18 protein-coding genes are annotated in these 18009 nt (G+C 73.2%); all 18 read left to right on the top strand.

Annotated features, from left to right (window positions below):
• The first annotated feature begins 53 nt into the window (after positions 1–53).
• The 18 genes from hpt (at position 54) to PIR53_12870 (ending at position 17924) form a co-directional block, all read left to right on the top strand.
• Positions 54–605: a hypoxanthine phosphoribosyltransferase gene (gene hpt / locus PIR53_12955; protein WZH50926.1), complete on the top strand. Its 552-nt coding sequence runs from the start codon at positions 54–56 to the stop codon at positions 603–605.
• A 140-nt stretch (positions 606–745) separates the two neighbouring features.
• On the top strand, positions 746–2809 hold the full coding sequence (ftsH, locus tag PIR53_12950) for an ATP-dependent zinc metalloprotease FtsH (GenBank protein WZH50925.1): 2064 nt from the start codon (positions 746–748) through the stop codon (positions 2807–2809).
• Positions 2809–3417 carry a GTP cyclohydrolase I FolE gene (folE, locus tag PIR53_12945; GenBank protein WZH54454.1) on the top strand — a complete coding sequence of 203 codons (609 nt, stop codon included), beginning with the start codon at positions 2809–2811 and terminating at the stop codon, positions 3415–3417. The genes ftsH and folE overlap by 1 nt, the downstream gene beginning before the upstream one ends.
• A 26-nt stretch (positions 3418–3443) precedes the next feature.
• On the top strand, positions 3444–4268 hold the full coding sequence (folP, locus tag PIR53_12940; protein ID WZH54453.1) for a dihydropteroate synthase: 825 nt from the start codon (positions 3444–3446) through the stop codon (positions 4266–4268).
• A complete protein-coding gene (folB, locus tag PIR53_12935; GenBank protein ID WZH50924.1) occupies positions 4265–4633 on the top strand; it encodes a dihydroneopterin aldolase in 369 nt (122 codons plus the stop codon). Before folP ends, folB begins: the two co-directional genes overlap by 4 nt.
• Positions 4630–5202, top strand: a complete 573-nt coding sequence (gene folK / locus PIR53_12930) for a 2-amino-4-hydroxy-6-hydroxymethyldihydropteridine diphosphokinase (protein ID WZH50923.1) — start codon at positions 4630–4632, stop codon at positions 5200–5202. Before folB ends, folK begins: the two co-directional genes overlap by 4 nt.
• Entirely contained in the window at positions 5171–5701 is a 531-nt protein-coding gene (locus tag PIR53_12925; GenBank protein WZH50922.1) for a DUF3180 domain-containing protein, read from the top strand. The genes folK and PIR53_12925 overlap by 32 nt, the downstream gene beginning before the upstream one ends.
• A 10-nt stretch (positions 5702–5711) precedes the next feature.
• Positions 5712–6317 carry a hypothetical protein gene (locus PIR53_12920; GenBank protein WZH50921.1) on the top strand — a complete coding sequence of 202 codons (606 nt, stop codon included), beginning with the start codon at positions 5712–5714 and terminating at the stop codon, positions 6315–6317.
• A 56-nt stretch (positions 6318–6373) separates the two neighbouring features.
• Positions 6374–7474 carry a GNAT family N-acetyltransferase gene (locus PIR53_12915; GenBank protein ID WZH50920.1) on the top strand — a complete coding sequence of 367 codons (1101 nt, stop codon included), beginning with the start codon at positions 6374–6376 and terminating at the stop codon, positions 7472–7474.
• A gap of 23 nt (positions 7475–7497) precedes the next feature.
• Entirely contained in the window at positions 7498–8265 is a 768-nt protein-coding gene (locus tag PIR53_12910; protein WZH50919.1) for a hypothetical protein, read from the top strand.
• Positions 8266–8845: 580 nt separating this feature from the next.
• Positions 8846–9778 carry a DUF2520 domain-containing protein gene (locus PIR53_12905; protein WZH50918.1) on the top strand — a complete coding sequence of 311 codons (933 nt, stop codon included), beginning with the start codon at positions 8846–8848 and terminating at the stop codon, positions 9776–9778.
• On the top strand, positions 9775–10686 hold the full coding sequence (panC, locus tag PIR53_12900) for a pantoate--beta-alanine ligase (protein WZH50917.1): 912 nt from the start codon (positions 9775–9777) through the stop codon (positions 10684–10686). The genes PIR53_12905 and panC overlap by 4 nt, the downstream gene beginning before the upstream one ends.
• A complete protein-coding gene (locus PIR53_12895; protein WZH50916.1) occupies positions 10686–11105 on the top strand; it encodes an aspartate 1-decarboxylase in 420 nt (139 codons plus the stop codon). Before panC ends, PIR53_12895 begins: the two co-directional genes overlap by 1 nt.
• A gap of 22 nt (positions 11106–11127) precedes the next feature.
• Entirely contained in the window at positions 11128–12933 is a 1806-nt protein-coding gene (locus tag PIR53_12890) for an L-aspartate oxidase (protein WZH50915.1), read from the top strand.
• On the top strand, positions 12930–13850 hold the full coding sequence (gene nadC, locus PIR53_12885; GenBank protein ID WZH50914.1) for a carboxylating nicotinate-nucleotide diphosphorylase: 921 nt from the start codon (positions 12930–12932) through the stop codon (positions 13848–13850). Before PIR53_12890 ends, nadC begins: the two co-directional genes overlap by 4 nt.
• A gap of 3 nt (positions 13851–13853) precedes the next feature.
• A complete protein-coding gene (locus PIR53_12880; GenBank protein ID WZH50913.1) occupies positions 13854–14678 on the top strand; it encodes a type III pantothenate kinase in 825 nt (274 codons plus the stop codon).
• A gap of 151 nt (positions 14679–14829) precedes the next feature.
• Positions 14830–15168 (top strand): Lsr2 family protein, encoded by a 339-nt coding sequence (locus PIR53_12875; protein WZH50912.1) that lies wholly within the window; start codon positions 14830–14832, stop codon positions 15166–15168.
• A gap of 185 nt (positions 15169–15353) precedes the next feature.
• Entirely contained in the window at positions 15354–17924 is a 2571-nt protein-coding gene (locus PIR53_12870; protein WZH50911.1) for an ATP-dependent Clp protease ATP-binding subunit, read from the top strand.
• Positions 17925–18009: the final 85 nt, after the last annotated feature.

The following is an 18009-nucleotide window of genomic DNA, read 5'->3' as shown; positions in this document are numbered from 1 at the left end:
CGGGCGCGGGCCGCCGCCCCGCCCCCCGGCGACCTGTGGCAGGCTGACCTCCCGTGGACGCCTCCTCCGTCGAGAACGACCTGGTCAACATCCTCTTCACCGAGGAGGAGATCCTCGCGAAGCTCGAGGAGATGGCCCGCCGCATCGAGGCCGACTACGAGGGCAAGGAGCTCCTCGTCGTCGGCGTGCTCCGCGGCGCGATCATGGTGATGGCCGACCTCTCCCGCGCGCTCGACCGCCACGTGGAGACCGACTGGATGGCCGTGTCGTCCTACGGCTCCGGCACGAAGTCGAGCGGGGTCGTGCGGATCCTCAAGGACCTCGACACCGACATCTCCGGCAAGCACGTGCTCGTCGTCGACGAGATCATCGACACGGGGCTCACGCTCAGCTGGCTGATCTCCAACCTGTCGAGCCGGAGCCCGGCGAGCGTCGAGATCGCGACCCTGCTCCGCAAGCCGGAGGCGCTGGCGATGCCCGTGACGCCGAAGTACGTCGGGTGGGACATCCCCAACGAGTTCGTCGTCGGCTACGGGCTCGACTACCAGGAGCGCTACCGCAACCTCCGGTGCATCGGGACCCTGGCTCCGCACGTCTACTCCTGATCCCACGCTCAGCCGGTCCTTGGGAACTGCTGCCAGAATCGGGCGGCAGGGCGGACAGACCGCGCGGGCGCGGTAGTTTCGTCCCCTGAGTCCTGGGCCGGTCGCGACGGCCGCCCGTCATCACGTCGTGGAAGAAGCCTGTGAAGCGTTTGTTCAAGGGGCCTTGGCTCTGGATCGTCCTCGCCGTGGTGGCGGTGCTCCTGTCGCTGCAGTTCCTGGTGTCCGGTGACGGCGCCGATGAGATCGACACGTCGCGGCTCGAGAAGTACATCGCCGACGGCCAGGTCAAGGACATCACGTTCATCGACGGCGACCAGCGCATCGAGGCCACCCTCGACGACGACGTGAAGCGCGAGGGCGGCCGGGACGTCGTCGCCTACTACGTGCAGGGCCAGCAGGACACGATCCTCGCGGCGGTCGACGAGCAGGTGCAGGCCGGCACGATCGAGAAGTCGAACTCGGAGAACCCGCAGCCCGGCCTGCTGAGCTCGCTGCTCGTCAGCCTCCTGCCGTTCATCATCATCCTGGCGCTCTTCATCTTCCTGATGAACCAGGTGCAGGGCGGTGGCGGCCGCGGCGTCATGCAGTTCGGCAAGTCCAAGGCCAAGCTCATCACCAAGGACATGCCGAAGACGACGTTCGCCGACGTCGCCGGGTGCGACGAGGCGATCGAGGAGCTCGGCGAGATCAAGGAGTTCCTCGCCGAGCCCGCGAAGTTCCAGGCCGTCGGCGCGAAGATCCCCAAGGGCGTCCTGCTCTACGGCCCGCCCGGCACCGGCAAGACGCTGCTCGCCCGCGCGGTGGCCGGCGAGGCCGGCGTGCCGTTCTACTCGATCTCCGGCTCCGACTTCGTCGAGATGTTCGTCGGTGTCGGCGCCAGCCGTGTCCGCGACCTGTTCGAGCAGGCCAAGGAGAACGCCCCGGCCATCGTGTTCATCGACGAGATCGACGCCGTGGGTCGGCACCGCGGCGCCGGCATGGGCGGCGGCCACGACGAGCGGGAGCAGACCCTCAACCAGCTCCTCGTCGAGATGGACGGTTTCGACGTGCGCGGCGGGGTCATCCTCATCGCCGCGACGAACCGCCCCGACGTGCTCGACCCGGCGCTGCTGCGCCCGGGTCGCTTCGACCGCCAGATCCAGGTGGACGCCCCCGACCTGGCGGGTCGGCACAAGATCCTGCAGGTCCACTCGCGCGGCAAGCCGCTGGCCGAGGGCATCGACCTCATGTCGGTGGCCCGCCGCACCCCGGGCTTCAGCGGCGCCGACCTCGCCAACGTCCTCAACGAGGCCGCGCTCCTCACGGCCCGCTCCAACGACAAGCTGATCACCAACCACGCCCTCGACGAGGCCATCGACCGCGTGATCGCCGGCCCCCAGCGTCGTACGCGCCTGATGAACGAGCACGAGAAGCTGGTGACGGCCTACCACGAGGGCGGCCACGCGCTCGTGGCGGCGGCCCTCCCCGGCACCGACCCGGTGCACAAGGTGACGATCCTGCCGCGCGGTCGTGCGCTGGGCTACACGATGGTGCTGCCCGACGAGGACAAGTACTCCCAGACCCGCTCCGAGATGCTCGACAAGCTGGCCTACATGCTCGGTGGCCGGGCGGCGGAGGAGCTGATCTTCCACGACCCGACGACGGGTGCCGGCAACGACATCGAGAAGGCGACGAGCCTCGCTCGCGCGATGGTGACGCAGTACGGCATGACCGAGCGTCTCGGCGCCATCAAGCTGGGCGACTCGGGCGGCGAGCCGTTCCTGGGGCGCGACATGGGCCACCAGCGCAACTACTCGGAGGACGTCGCCGCGATCGTCGACGAGGAGACCAAGAAGTTCCTCGCCGCGGCGCACCAGGAGGCGTTCGACATCCTCGAGGAGAACCGCGACGTCCTCGACGCGCTGGTGCTCGCGCTGCTCGAGCGGGAGACGCTCGACAAGGCGGAGATCGCGGCCGTCTTCGAGCCGCTCCGCCGGCGCCCCGTGCGACCGGCGTGGACGGGCTCCCCGACGCGCAACCCCTCCGCGATCCCGCCGGTCGAGATCCCCGCGGCCGTGCGGCAGCGCGCGGCCGAGGGTGCCGTGCCACTGGAGAAGGGCGAGGGCGGCGCGATCATCACGCCCCCCGGCCCGGACGGCGACGTCCACGGTGGTCCGGGCACGCCCGGCACGCCGCCCGGCCCGCCCGCCCCGGGTGCGCCGTGATCAGCCCGGTGTCCAACCCCGACCCGGCCGCGCGTCCGGACTACGACCACGACCGGGCCGAGGCGGCGATCCGCGAGCTCCTGTTCGCGATCGGCGAGGACCCCGACCGGGAGGGCCTGCAGGAGACGCCCGCCCGCGTGGCGCGGGCCTACGCGGAGCTCACCGCCGGGCTGCGCCAACAGCCGGAGGACGTGCTCACCACGACGTTCGACATCGGCCACGACGAGATGGTCCTCGTGCGCGACATCGAGCTGTGGAGCATGTGCGAGCACCACCTCGTGCCGTTCACCGGCGTTGCCCACGTCGGCTACATCCCGTCGGCGAGCGGCAAGATCACCGGCCTCTCCAAGCTGGCCCGCCTGGTGGACGTCTACGCCAAGCGCCCCCAGGTCCAGGAGCGGCTCACGACCCAGGTGGCCGACGCCCTCATGCGGATCCTCGAGCCGCGCGGCTGCATCGTCGTGATCGAGGCCGAGCACCTGTGCATGACGATGCGCGGGGTCCGCAAGGCGGGCGCGCGCACGCTGACCTCGGCGGTCCGGGGCCAGATGCACGACCCGACCACGCGGTCGGAGGCCATGGCGCTGATCCACAGCCCGCGTCGCTGAGGAGCCGGTCCGTGCGTCCGCTCCTCATGGGCGTCGTCAACGTCACGCCCGACTCCTTCTCCGACGGGGGCCGGTGGGCCGACCCCGAGCGCGCCGTCGCGCACGGGCTCGCCCTCGTCGCCGACGGGGCCGACCTCCTCGACATCGGGGGTGAGTCGACGCGGCCGGGAGCGACTCGGCCCCTGCTGGCCGAGGAGCTCGACCGCGTCGTGCCCGTCATCCGCGAGCTCGCGGCCGCGGGTGTCACCGTCTCGGTGGACACCATGCGGGCGGAGGTCGCCGAGGCGGCCCTGGTCGCCGGTGCCACCGTGGTCAACGACGTCTCGGGCGGCCTGGCCGACCCCCGCGTGCTCGCCGTGGCCGCGGAGGCGGGTGCGACGTACGTGGCCATGCACTGGCGCGCCCACGCCGACCGGATGACCGACTTCGCGGACTACCCGCGGGGGGTGGTGACGGAGGTGGCGGAGGAGCTGGCGGTACGTCGCGACGCCGCCCTCGCCGCCGGCATCGCGCCCGAGCGGCTCGTGCTCGACCCCGGCCTGGGTTTCGCGAAGGGCGCGCACCACAACTGGGAGCTGCTCGCGGGGCTCGAGCGCCTCGACGCCCTGGGGCACCGCCTGCTGGTCGGCGCCAGCCGGAAGACGTTCCTCGGCCGGCTGCTGGCCGGGCCCGAGGGACCGCGTCCGGTGGACGGACGGGACCACGCGACGGCCGCGCTGACCGTCATGCTGGCGGCGGCCGGCGTGTGGTGCGTGCGCGTGCACGACGTGCGGGCGAGCCACGACGTGCTGGCCGTGCGGGAGGCCTGGCAGACGGCCCGGCAGGGCGTGACGGGGGAGGAGCAGGCGTGACCGACGAGCTGGCCGTGCGCGGCATCGAGTGCTGGGCGCACCACGGCGTGTTCCCCGACGAACGGCGAGAGGGACAGCGGTTCGTCGTGGACCTCGTGCTGGGCCTCGACACGGCCCCCGCGGCGGCGTCCGACGACTTGCACGACACCGTCGACTACGGAAGTCTCACCATGGCGGTGAAGGCCGCCGTGGAGTCCGATCCCGTCGATCTCGTCGAGACGGTCGTCCAGCGCATCGCTGACGTGGTGCTGTTGGAAGGTCGTGTTGAATGGGTCCGGGTGACCCTCCACAAGCCTGACGCACCCATCCCCACGACGTTCACCGACGTGGCGCTGACGATCGAACGGAAACGAGGCCCAAGGTGACCGAGACTCCGAACCCCCACATCATCGACGCGGACACCCTGACCGGGGAGATGCGACCCATCCGCCGCACGGTGGTCTCGTTGGGGTCCAACCTCGGCGACCGGTTCGCGAACCTGCAGGGCGCGGTGGACGCGCTGGCGGACACCCCCGAGGTGTGGATCACGAACGTCTCCGCGGTCTACGAGTCGGAGCCCCTCGGCGCGCCCGCGGGCTCCGACACCTTCCTCAACGCCGTGGTGCTGTTCGACACGACGCTGTCGGCCGCGCGGCTCATCGACCGCATGCAGGCCATCGAGGACGCCTTCGGCCGCGAGCGGGACGGCATCGTCAACGCGCCCCGCACGCTCGACGTCGACCTCATCGTCGTCGGCGACCGCCGCAGCAACGAGCCGTGGCTGCAGCTGCCCCACCCGCGTGCCGCGGAGCGGGCGTTCGTCCTGCAGCCGTGGTACGACCTCGAGCCCGACGCCGAGATCCCCGACCACGGCCGCGTCGCGGACCTGCTCGGCGCGACCGGCGACCAGGGGCTCCAGCGGCGTGACGACCTCGTCCTCGCCAACCCCGCCTGACGGACGCGACGGCCCCGGGGACGTCGGGGACGGGGAGCCCGACGGCCCGCGGCTCGGCCCCGTCTCGCCGGCGGCGCTGACGGCCTTCGTCGTCGTCGGTCTCGTCGGCGGCTGGCTGCTCCACCGGCTCGGCCGGGCGCTCGGCGTCGTGGTGCCGCCCGTGAGCTGGACGCAGGTGCTGCTCCTCGTGCTGGTCGCCGCGATCCTGGCGGGCACCGCCTGGTTCACCCGGCGCACGATCGAGCGCGCCCGCGCCGACCTGCTCGCCCACCAAGCCGTGAACCGGTTGGTGCTGGCGCGCGCGTGCGCGCTGGTGGGGGCCCTCCTGGTGGGCGGGTACGTCGGGCACGCGGTCAGCTGGCTCGGCTCCGCGTCGTACGTCGCGGAGGAGCGCCTCACCCGCAGCCTCGTGGCCGCGGTGGCCGCCGGGGCCGTGCTGGCCGCGTCGTTGCTGCTCGAACGGGCGTGTCGCGTCCCTGCGGAGCCCCCTGCTCCCTAGGGTGGCGAGCATGGCTTCCCCCAACGCTCGTCGCCGGCAGCGCAGCACGCGTCTCGTCGTGGCCGTCGCCCTCATCGTTGCCTCCGGCGTGCTGCTGGCCGCCGTCGTGCCCACCGGCTCCTTCGTCGCCGTCGCCGTCGCGGGTGCGGTCGCCGTCCTCCTGGGGGCGGCCGCGCTGCGCATCGCCCACTCCGAGCTGATGGCGTCGCGGCGCGACGCCGCGACGGACCGCGCGTCTCAGGCGAAGGAGTACGCCGAGCTCGCCGCCCAGCGCTCCGAGGAGAACGCCGAGTTCATCGCCTCGGTCGAGGGTCGCATCGCCGACCGTGACGACGCGATCTCCGCGCGCGAGAAGGCGATCAGCGACCTCGAGCAGGCCGTCGAGCTCGCCCAGGCCAAGGTGGTGGAGCTGACCCGTCGGGCCGACGCGGAGGCGAAGCGCGCCGACGCCGCGGTGGCGGAGCGCGACGAGCTGCGCCGCAAGCTGCAGGCCGCCGAGGACCGCGCCGCGGAGGCCATCGTGCGCCTCGCGGAGCTGGAGCAGGAGCTCGACGTCGTGCGCGCCGAGCTGCTGGCGTGGGAGGGCTCCCACGTCGACCTGCGCAAGCACGCCTGAGACGCTCCTGAGGGCGGCCGCCGGACACGCGGTGGCCGTGCGGCACAATCGCACGGGTGATCCCGGACGACAGTCGATTCGAGTCGGACCCCGACGAGCTCCTGCCCGGTGACCCACCGCTGCCCGACGGCTGGCTGGTCGACACGGTCGACCCCGCCGTGGACGCCGACGTCGACCGCCTCGTCGAGCTGCTCCGCGGCCACGAGACCGCGGGGCGCGGCTGGGCCGGCGCCGACCGCGACGGCGTGCTCGTCGAGATCTCCGACCTCGGCACGCGCACCCGCGAGAACGTGGTCGTGCGCGACACCGACGGCGTGATCCAGGCGTGGGGGAGCGTCCACGACCGCGCGGCCGGCCGGATGCTCTACGTGCACGTCGTCGCCCGCGACCTCGACCACCGGGTCGCCGGGGCCTGCTCCCGCGTGCTGTTCGCCTGGGCCGAGGGCCAGGCGCGCGAGGTCGGCGCCGCCCGCGGGCTCGCCGTCCAGCAGATCGACACCGGCGCGTTCGCCGACGACCCCCGCCAGCACGCGTGGCTGGCCGGGGCGGGCTTCGACCGGGTGCGGTCGTGGTGGCAGATGAGCCGGCCCGTCACCCCCGCGGAGGCCGGGCTCGTGCCCGACCCGGAGCGTTGGGAGAAGAACGGCGTGCTGTTCCGGGCCGTCGGCAGCGCCGACGACGGGATGCCCGACGAGGCCGACCTCCGCGCCGTCCACGAGGTGCTCGAGGGTGCCTTCACCGACCACTTCAACTCGCGCGAGGAGACCTTCGCCGAGTTCGTCCACCGGCTGCGGCAGGACCCGGGACACCGGTGGGACCACTGGTGGCTGGCCGAGATCGTCGACGCCGGCGCCCCCGTCGCGGCCGGCGCCCTGGTCGCGACCGAGAGCATCTCCGACGACGGGCCCAACGGGTCCTACGTCGACTACCTCGGCGTGCTCTCCAACGCCCGCGGCCGGGGCGTCGCGAAGGGCCTCCTCCACACGGTCATCGCCGACGCCGCGACCCGGGGCCGCGACCGGGTCGGGCTCGAGGTGGACGCCGACTCGCCCACCGGAGCGGACGGGCTGTACACGTCGATGGGGTGGACCACGTCGTACATGACGCAGTCCTGGCACAAGGACGTCCCGGTGGAGGCGCCGGGCGCCGGCGCCTGACGGTCGTGCCGCCCCCACCCGCCATGACCCCCACCAGCCTCGGCATGCCGGCCCTGCCGCCCCCGAGCGAGCCGACGTGGAAGCAGGCGTGGGACGCGGCGCTCTACGGTTCGGCGCGCGGCTACCTCCGCTCCCACCCGCCGACCCTGCTGCAGGTGCCGGAGGACGTGCTCGACCTGCTGGTCACCGAGGACCCGGCCGAGCTCGTCCTCCTCGGCTCGGTCGGCGCACTGACACCCGCGATCGCCCGCGCGCTGCCGCGGGCGGAGATCCGCTTCGACCTGCGGGCCGGCTACACCGGCACGGTGCTGGCGGGCGACTGGCTCGCCCACGTGCCGACCCACGTCGTGCAGGTCGACGGCGACGGCTACCCCCGCATGGTCCACGTCGACCCCTTGAGCGGCCGGGAGCGGCTCGGCGCCCGGCTCGCCGAGACGGGGGTGCCCCAGCAGGTGGGTCGCTGGCTCCAGGAGTGGTGGCCGGTCGCCGACCGCGGCACCGGGGCGAGGGCCGAGGTCGGTACGGCGCGGGACGCCGCCTGGCGCGACGTCGTCCGCAACCTGGGGCCGGGCGGCCGGGCCATCGCCCTCGAGCCCGGCCACGTCCGGTCGACGCGGCCCGACCGGGGCAGCCTGCGGTCGCTGGGCCCGGTGGGGACGGAGGCGGCCGTGATCGTGCCCGACGGGTCCCGCGACATCGTGGCCGACGTCGCCCTCGACGCCGTCGCCGACGCCACCGGGTCCGTCCTCGTCGACGACGACGGACCGACCCGCGTGGTCCACGTGGCCTGAGCGCGTCGAGCTGGGTTGTTCGGCGCGGCAGACGCGTCGAGTTGGGTTGTTCGGCGCGGCAGACGCGTCGAGTTGGGTCGTACGGCACCAATCCCGCGAGATGTGCGGCTGGGGCAGGTCCGCCGCGGCCTGAGTCGTACCAAGCGCACAGTTCCGGTGCCTGTCTCGGCCGCATCGGCCCGGCGTCATGCGCGGCGGCGGCCGGGGGCGCCGGACCGCATGACGTTCGCTGTACGGCGCGGGCTCGCCGGCGGCGTACCCGGATCCTGGCCGGCACCGCCGAGGCCGGCGGCGTCCGTCCTCGCCGACAGCGCGCGCTGTGCAGCTGGGGCAGGTCCGCGCCGTACGACCCAACTCGACGCCCCCGCCGCGCCGAAGACCCCAACTCGACGCACCGGGTGAGGCAGGTCACGCGGGCATTCGATTCTCCTGCCCGGAATCACGGGCGTAACGTTCCCGTTGCACCACCGTGACCGCCTCCGCGGCCACGGGAGTTCGAGACAACGTCCGGTACCCACACCGGCCCCGCGAGGGGTGGTCGGAGGGACGGGAACGAAAGGTTCGGACCATGTCGTCTGGCATGCCCTGCCCACGTCGCGTGGGCGTCATCGGCGCCGGCCGTGTCGGCGCCGTCGTCGCGGCGGCCCTGGCCGCCGCCGGCCACGAGGTCGTCGCTGCCTCCGGCGAGTCCGACGCGTCCCGGGACCGCGCTGCGGAGCTGCTCCCCGGCGTCCCCCTCCTCAAGCCCTCGGCCGTCGCCCGTGCCGCGGACCTGCTGCTCCTCACCGTGCCCGACGACATGCTCGGCAACGTGGTGGAGGTGCTCGCCGCGAGCGGCGCGATCCGGCCCGGCCAGGTCGTCCTCCACACGTCCGGTCGCCACGGCCTGGCGGCGCTCGAGCCTGCGCGCCTCGCGGGCGCGCGCGTCGTCGCGCTCCACCCGGCGATGACCTTCACCGGCACCGCGACGGACCTGCCCCGCGTCGCGGCGTGCGCGTACGGCGCGACCGCGGTCCCCGACGACCGCCCGGTCGTCGAGCGGCTCGTGGCCGACCTCGGTGGCCGCGTGGTGTGGGTGCCCGAGGAGCGGCGCGCGCTCTACCACGCCGCGCTCGCCCACGGCGCCAACCACCTCGTCACGCTCGTCGCCGAGGCGCGCGAGATCCTCGCCGCCAGCGCGGACGGCGTCGCCGACCCCGCCGACGTGCTGCGCCCGCTGCTCGAGGCGGCCCTCGACAACGCGCTGCGCTCGGGCGACGCGGCCCTGACCGGTCCCGTCGTGCGCGGCGACGTCGGCACGGTCGCGACGCACCTCGACGAGATCGGCCGGGAGGCCCCGCAGGCCCTGGCGTCCTACCGCACACTGGCGCGCGCCACGGTCGGCCGGGCGGCCACCGACGGCCGCCTGCTGCCGATCCGCGCGGCCCGCCTGCTCCAGGAGATCGACGCCGCCGAGCACGACGCCCCCGTCACCGGGGACGCCGCCCGTCCGGGCCCGGAGGCCGTCCGTTGAGCACCCTCACCAGCCCGGCGCTCGCGCCGACGCGGTCGGCCCTGCGCGACCGGATCGCCGCGGTGCGGTCCGAGCACGGCGGCGCGGGCCGCGTGGCGCTCGTCCCCACGATGGGCGCGCTGCACGTCGGCCACGCGGCCCTCATGCGCGAGGCCCGCGACCACGTCGGTCCCGACGGCGTCGTCGTGGCCTCCGTCTTCGTCAACCCGCTCCAGTTCGGGCAGGGCGAGGACCTCGACCGCTACCCGCGCACCCTCGACGCCGACCTCGCGGTCTGCTCCGGCGAGGGCGTCGACGTGGTGTTCGCCCCGGCGGTCGAGGAGGTCTACCCCGGCGGCGACCCCCAGGTCACCGTCGAGCCCGGACCGCTCGCGACCCTCCTCGAGGGGGCCAGCCGTCCCGGCCACTTCCGCGGCGTGCTGACGGTGGTCGCCAAGCTGTTCGGTCTCGTGCAGCCCGACGTCGCCGTCTTCGGCCAGAAGGACTACCAGCAGCTGACGCTGGTGCGCCGCATGGTCGCCGACCTGTGCCTGCCGGTCGAGGTCGTCGGCGCGGAGACGGTGCGCGAGCCCGACGGCCTCGCGCTCAGCTCCCGCAACCGCTACCTCGACGCCGAGCAGCGCCGCGCGGCGGTCGTCCTGTCGCGCGCCCTCGCCGCCGCGCGCGGGCACGCGACGTACGGCGCCGAGGCCGCCCGCGAGGCCGCCGTCGCGACCGTCGCGGGCACGCCGGGCGTGGACCTCGACTACCTCGTCGTCACGGAGGCGGACCTCGCCGCCGTGGACGGCACCCGGGAGGACGTCCGTGAGGGGCGCGTCCTCGTGGCGGCCCGCCTGGGCGCGACCCGGCTCCTCGACAACCTGCCCATCACGATCCACCCGACGCCCCTGAGCGAGGAGAGCCGCTGATGCTCCGCACCATGATGAAGAGCAAGATCCACCGCGCCACCGTGACGCAGGCGGACCTGCACTACGTGGGCTCCGTGACGGTGGACGAGGACCTCCTCGACGCCGCCGACCTGCTGCCCGGCGAGCTCGTCCACATCGTCGACATCACCAACGGTGCGCGCCTGGAGACCTACACGATCGCGGGCGAGCGGGGCTCGGGCGTCATCGGCATCAACGGTGCCGCCGCCCGTCTCGTGCAGCCGGGAGACCTGGTCATCCTCATCGCCTACGCCCAGCTGACGACGGCGGAGGCGAAGGAGCTCAAGCCGCACGTCGTCTTCGTCGACGCCGACAACAAGGTGCTCGCGACGGGCTTCGACCCGGCGGAGGCGATCGCCGGTTCCGGTCTCGTCCGCGGCGACACCCTCGCCGCTCGCTGAGCCCGCACCGCACACTGTCCCGGTGACCGCGTCCCGCCCGCTCGACCCCGGCCCCCCGCAGCCCGGCCCGCAGCCCGACCCGCAGCCCGGCCCGCAGCCGCGCCTGCCGCGCCGCCTCAGCGCGGCCGCCCCGGGGTGGACGGCACGCGCCGACGTGGTGGTCGTGGGCTCCGGCATCGCCGGCCTGACCGCGGCGCTGCGCGCCCACGCCGCCGGCGTGGGCTCGGTGCTCGTCGTGACGAAGGACGTGCTCAGCGCGGGCTCGACGCAGTGGGCGCAGGGCGGCATCGCGGCGGCCCTCGGTCCGGGCGACACCCCGCACGAGCACGAGGTCGACACCCTCGTGGCCGGCGCGGGCGCGTGCGACCCGGAGGCGGTGCGCGCGCTCGTCACGGAGGGCCCGGCCGCGGTGCGCGAGCTGATCGCCCTGGGCGCCGTCTTCGACCAGGGCACCGACGGCGAGCTGTCCCTGACCCGCGAGGGCGGGCACCACCGGGACCGCATCGCCCACGCCGGCGGCGACGCGACCGGGGCCGAGATCCAGCGTGCGCTCGTCGCGGCGATCGAGGCGGCCCCGGAGATCGAGGTCGTCCACCACGCCCACGCGGTCGACCTGCTGCTGGGCGAGCCCGACGCCGAGGGGCGCCGCCCGGTCGCGGGCCTGACCCTCCACGTCATGGGCGAGGGCCAGCGCGACGGGGTCGGAGCGGTGCACGCCCGGGCCGTGGTGCTGGCCTCGGGCGGGCTCGGCCAGGTCTTCAGCCAGACGACGAACCCGGCGGTGTCCACGGGTGACGGCGTCGCGCTGGCGCTGCGCGCCGGCGCGGTCGTGCGGGACCTGGAGTTCGTGCAGTTCCACCCGACGGTGATGTACCTCGGCCCTGACTCCCGCGGCCAGCAGCCCCTCATCTCGGAGGCGGTGCGGGGCGAGGGTGCCTTCCTCGTGGACGACGCGGGGGAGCGCTTCATGCTCGGCGAGCACGAGCTGGCCGACCTCGCGCCCCGCGACGTGGTCGCCAAGGCGATCACCCGCCGGATGCAGGAGACGGACCGGCCCCACGTGTGGCTCGACGCCCGCCACCTCGGGCGCGCGTTCTGGGAGCGCCGCTTCCCGACCATCCTCGCCACCTGCGAGCGGCACGGCGTCGACCCCGCCGTCGACCTCGTGCCGGTGGCGCCCGCCTGCCACTACGCCTCGGGCGGCATCGCCACCGACCTGTGGGGCCGCAGCAGCGTGCCGGGCCTCTACGCCACGGGCGAGGTCGCCTGCTCCGGCGTCCACGGCGCCAACCGGCTGGCGTCCAACTCGCTGCTCGAGGGCCTCGTCTTCTCGCGGCGCATCGCCGAGGTGCTGCCGGGCGACCTCGAGCGGCTCCCGGCGGTCGCGCCGGCCGGAGCCCGCGCCGTACCCTCCGGCCTCGCCGACCCCGACCGCCGCCGGGACCTGCAGGAGACGATGACCGCGCAGGTCGGCGTGCTGCGCACGGCGGACGGTCTCGCGGCGGCGGCGGCGCACCTCGCCGAGCTGGCGGCCTCCGGTCGCGAGGACGTGCCCGCCGAGCTCGCCGCCTGGGAGACCACCAACCTCGTGACGGTCGCGGCCGCGCTGACCGCGGCGGCGACACTGCGGCAGGAGACCCGCGGGTCGCACTGGCGCGACGACCACCCGGCCCGCGACGACGCGCACTGGTCGGGCCACGTGGACGTCACTCTCGACGGCGACGGTGCCGTCGCCGTCCTCTTCCGCCCGGCCCCGCCGAGCGACGCGCCCACCGCCCTGGCGCCCACCGCCACCCCCGACGCCGAACCGACCCCGGAGATCGTGTGAGCACCTCCCTGAGCACCACCCCGTACGACGCGTTGCCGGCCCCGCTGGTCGCGGAGCTGGAGGCGGCGGGCCTCGACCCGCGGGCCACGTACGCCGCGGTCGCCGCCGCCCTCGTCGAGGACGTGCCCGACGGGGACGTGACGAGCCTGGCCACGATCCCGGTGGACGCGCGGGGCACCGCCGACTTCGGGGCGCGCGAGGCGGGCACCGTCGCCGGACTCGTGCTGGCCGAGCTGGCCTTCCGGGCGGTCCTGGGCGACGACGTCGAGGTGACCGGTCGCGTCCCGGACGGCACCGAGGTGAAGGCCGGCGACGCCGTCATGAGCGTCGCGGGCCCGACCCGCGGCCTGCTGACGGCGGAGCGGGTGGCGCTCAACTACGCGTGCCACCTCTCCGGCGTCGCCACGGCGACGGCCGCGTGGGTGGCGGCCCTCGAGGGCACCGACGCCCGGGTGCTCGACACCCGCAAGACGCTGCCGGGCCTGCGGGCGCTGCAGAAGTACGCGGTGCGCTGCGGCGGCGGGGTCAACCACCGGTTCAGCCTCTCCGACGTGGCGATGGTCAAGGACAACCACGTCGTCGCGGCCGGCGGCGTCGTGCCGGCGTTCGAGGCCGTGCGCGCGACGTACCCCGACCTCCACGTCGTCGTCGAGGTGACCGGCCTCGAGCAGCTGCGCGCCCTGCTGGTCGCCGGCTGCACGTGGGTGCTGCTCGACAACATGGACGCCGCGACGATGACCGCGGCCGTCGCCCTCAACGAGGAGCTGACGCAGGGGCGGGCGACGCTGGAGGCGTCGGGCGGCCTCACCATCGAGCGGGCGCGCGAGGTCGCGGCGACGGGGGTCGACTACATCTCGGTCGGCGCGCTGACGCACTCGGTGAAGGTCTTCGACCTCGGCCTCGACCTCCGGGGCTGAGCCGTGGGCACGTCGCCGGAGCCGGCCCCGCGGAGCCGCCTACTCTGCGTCGACATCGGCAACACCCGCACGGTGCTCGGCCTCTTCGACGGGGCGACGCCGGTGACGGACTGGCGCGTCGCGACCGACGAGCGCCGCACCGCCGACGAGTGGGCCGCGCTGCTCGGCTCCCTCGTGGGGACCCGCGCCGTCGGCGGCCTCGCGGTGCTGGAGGGCGTCGCGATCGCCTCCACGGTGCCCGGTGTGCTCCACGAGTGGCGCGAGATGCTCCAGCGGCACCTGCCGGACGTCCCCCACGTGGTGGTCGGCCCCGGGATCCGCACCGGCATCCCGGTCCTCGTCGACAACCCGCGCGAGGTCGGGGCCGACCGCATCGTCAACGCGCTCGCCGCGGCCACGCACCACGCGGAGCCCGGTCGGCCGGTCGTCGTCGTCGGCCTCGGCACCGCCACGACGGTGGACGTGGTGAACGAGAAGAGCCAGTACGTCGGCGGGCTCATCGCGCCCGGCATCGAGGTGTCGGCCGAGGCGCTCGACCGGCGCACGGCCCAGCTGCGGCGCGTCGAGCTGGCGCGTCCCCGCTCGGTGATCGCCCGCAACACGGTCGAGGCCATTCAGTCGGGGCTCTACTTCGGCGTGGTCGCCCAGGTCGAGGGCCTCGTGGCGCGGGTGGCGGCCGAGATCGGTCGCTCGGTCGACGACACCACCGTGGTCGCGACCGGATATCTCGCGCCGATGATCAGTGCGGAATGCACGGGAATCGACCGCCACGACCCGTGGCTCACGCTCCGCGGTCTCGAGCTGGTATTCCGTCGCAACGCGGGCTGATATTCGGCGGGTCGCATTTCTCGCGATTATCGACGTCGAATCGAATCGGCGGGGTGCCGCACAATTCGCCGACGTGATCTGCAATAGTCTGCGCGGAGATATCCTCCCCGATATCCGACGATCGCAGTGATCTGCGGAAAGTGAAGGCGTCATGGCACAGAAGGTCCACATCGTCCTCGTCGACGACATCGACGGTTCCGAGGCAACCGAGACGGTCACCTTCGGTCTCGACGGCGTCACCTACGAGATCGACCTCAACGACGAGCACGCCGCTGCGCTGCGGGACGCGGTCGCGCCGTACGTCGGCCACGCGCGCCGCGCCGGCGGCCAGCGCCGCCAGCGCTCGTCGTCGCGCTCCACCGCGGCGGCCACGACGGACGGCCCCAGCACCAAGGAGATCCGCGAGTGGGCGCGCGAGAACGGGTGGGACGTGCCCGACCGCGGTCGCGTCTCCTCCGAGATCCGCGAGGCGTACGACGCGGCGCACTGAGCGCGCGCACCTGACGGTGCCCACGGGGGTCTGTTCGCTCTGAGCAGACCCCCGTGGAGTCGTCGGGGGGAACACGTAGGCTGGGTCAACAGTTGATCTGCGGTGTACGGCGAACCAGGAGAGCGGTTGGCCGGCCCACCTTGCGGCGCCCCGGGCGCCGCGAAATGAGAAGGATCGAGGCGCACATGTTCGAGCGGTTCACTGACCGAGCCCGTCGGGTGGTCGTGCTGGCCCAGGAAGAGGCCCGCATGCTCTCCCACAACTACATCGGCACCGAGCACATCCTGCTCGGCCTGATCCACGAGGGTGAGGGTGTCGCGGCGAAGGCCCTGGAGAGCCTCGACATCTCGCTGGAGGCGGTCCGGGCCCAGGTCGAGGAGATCATCGGCCAGGGCCAGCAGGCGCCCAGCGGGCACATCCCGTTCACCCCCCGAGCCAAGAAGGTGCTCGAGCTGTCGCTGCGCGAGGCGCTGCAGCTCGGTCATTCCTACATCGGCACCGAGCACATCCTGCTGGGCCTGATCCGCGAGGGCGAGGGTGTCGCCGCGCAGGTCCTGCAGAAGCTCGGCGCCGACCTCAACCGCGTGCGGCAGCAGGTCATCCAGCTGCTCAGCGGCTTCCAGGGCAAGGAGAGCTCCGGCGCGGCGGCCGCCACCGGCGGCAGCGGCAGCGAGGCCCCCTCCTCCTCCCTCGTGCTCGACCAGTTCGGGCGCAACCTCACCCAGGCGGCCCGCGAGGGCAAGCTCGACCCGGTGATCGGTCGCGGCACCGAGATCGAGCGGGTCATGCAGATCCTCTCGCGGCGCACGAAGAACAACCCGGTCCTCATCGGTGAGCCCGGCGTCGGCAAGACGACGGTCGTCGAGGGCCTGGCGCAGGACATCGTCAAGGGCAACGTGCCGGAGACGCTCAAGGACAAGCACATCTACACGCTCGACCTGGGTGCGCTCGTGGCCGGATCGCGCTACCGCGGTGACTTCGAGGAGCGCCTCAAGAAGGTGCTCAAGGAGATCCGCACCCGCGGCGACATCGTGCTGTTCATCGACGAGATCCACACGCTCGTCGGTGCCGGCGCGGCCGAGGGCGCGATCGACGCCGCGAGCATCCTCAAGCCGATGCTGGCCCGTGGCGAGCTGCAGACGATCGGCGCGACGACGCTGGACGAGTACCGGAAGTACCTGGAGAAGGACGCCGCGCTCGAGCGCCGCTTCCAGCCGATCCAGGTGGCCGAGCCGTCGATCGCCCACACGATCGAGATGCTCAAGGGCCTGCGCGACCGCTACGAGGCGCACCACCGCGTCACCATCACCGACGAGGCCCTGGTCTCGGCGGCGACGCTGGCCGACCGCTACATCTCCGACCGCTTCCTGCCCGACAAGGCGATCGACCTCATCGACGAGGCCGGCTCGCGCCTGCGCATCAAGCGCATGACGGCGCCCGCCGACCTGAAGGAGTACGACGAGAAGATCGCCGACGTCCGGGTCCGCAAGGAGGCCGCGATCGACGGCCAGGACTTCGAGGCCGCCGCTGCGCTCCGCGACGAGGAGAAGCAGCTCATCCTGAAGAAGGCCGACCGCGAGAAGCAGTGGCGCGCGGGCGACATGGACGAGGTCGCGGAGGTCGACGAGGAGCTGATCGCCGAGGTGCTGGCGGTCGCGACGGGCATCCCGATCGTGAAGCTCAGCGAGGAGGAGTCCAGCCGTCTGCTCAAGATGGAGGACGAGCTCCACAAGCGTGTCATCGGCCAGGAGGAGGCCGTCAAGGCCCTCTCCCGGGCCATCCGTCGCACGCGTGCCGGTCTCAAGGACCCGAAGCGTCCCGGTGGTTCGTTCATCTTCGCCGGTCCGTCCGGTGTTGGTAAGACGTGGCTGTCGAAGACGCTCGCGGAGTTCCTGTTCGGTGACGAGGACGCGCTGATCCAGCTCGACATGAGCGAGTTCGGCGAGAAGCACACGGTGTCGCGTCTCTTCGGTTCCCCGCCGGGATACGTGGGTTACGAAGAGGGCGGCCAGCTCACCGAGAAGGTGCGTCGCAAGCCGTTCTCCGTCGTCCTCTTCGACGAGGTCGAGAAGGCGCACCCGGATATCTTCAACTCGCTCCTGCAGATCCTCGAGGAGGGTCGACTCACCGATTCCCAGGGTCGGGTCGTCGACTTCAAGAACACGGTCATCATCATGACGACCAACCTCGGCACGCGGGACATCGCGAAGGGCGTCAACCTCGGTTTCGCCCAGACCGGTGACGCCGCGGGTTCCTACGACCGGATGAAGTCGAAGGTGTCGGAGGAGCTCAAGCAGCACTTCCGTCCGGAGTTCCTCAACCGTGTCGACGAGATCATCGTGTTCCCGCCCCTGAACCAGGAGCAGATCATCGCGATGGTCGACAACATGATCGCCAACGTCGACAAGCGCCTGAAGGACCGGGACATGTCGATCGAGCTCACGCAGACCGCGAAGGACCTGCTCGCCAAGCGGGGCTTCGACCCGGTGCTCGGCGCGCGTCCGCTGCGGCGCACGATCCAGCGCGAGGTCGAGGACGTGCTGGCCGAGAAGATGCTGTTCGGCGAGGTCGGCCCCGGCCAGATCGTGCTGATCGACGTCGAGGGCGAGGGTCCGACCGCGACCTTCACCTTCCAGGGCCAGAAGGTCGGCACCCTGCCCGACGTGCCCCCGTTCGAGACGGCGGACATGGGCAAGGTCGACCCCACGGCGGAGACCGAGGGTCCGGTGGACATCGAGAAGCGCCCCGAGGAGTGACCCGCTCCTGAACGACCGGCCGGCCCGCACGCGACCCGCGTGCGGGCCGTCCGTCGTTCGAGGGCCCTGGACCCGCCGGACGTCA

Source organism: Nocardioides alkalitolerans (assembly GCA_038184435.1).
Classification (GTDB): domain Bacteria; phylum Actinomycetota; class Actinomycetes; order Propionibacteriales; family Nocardioidaceae; genus Nocardioides; species Nocardioides alkalitolerans_A.
This window is presented reverse-complemented; position numbering and strand designations above follow the sequence as displayed.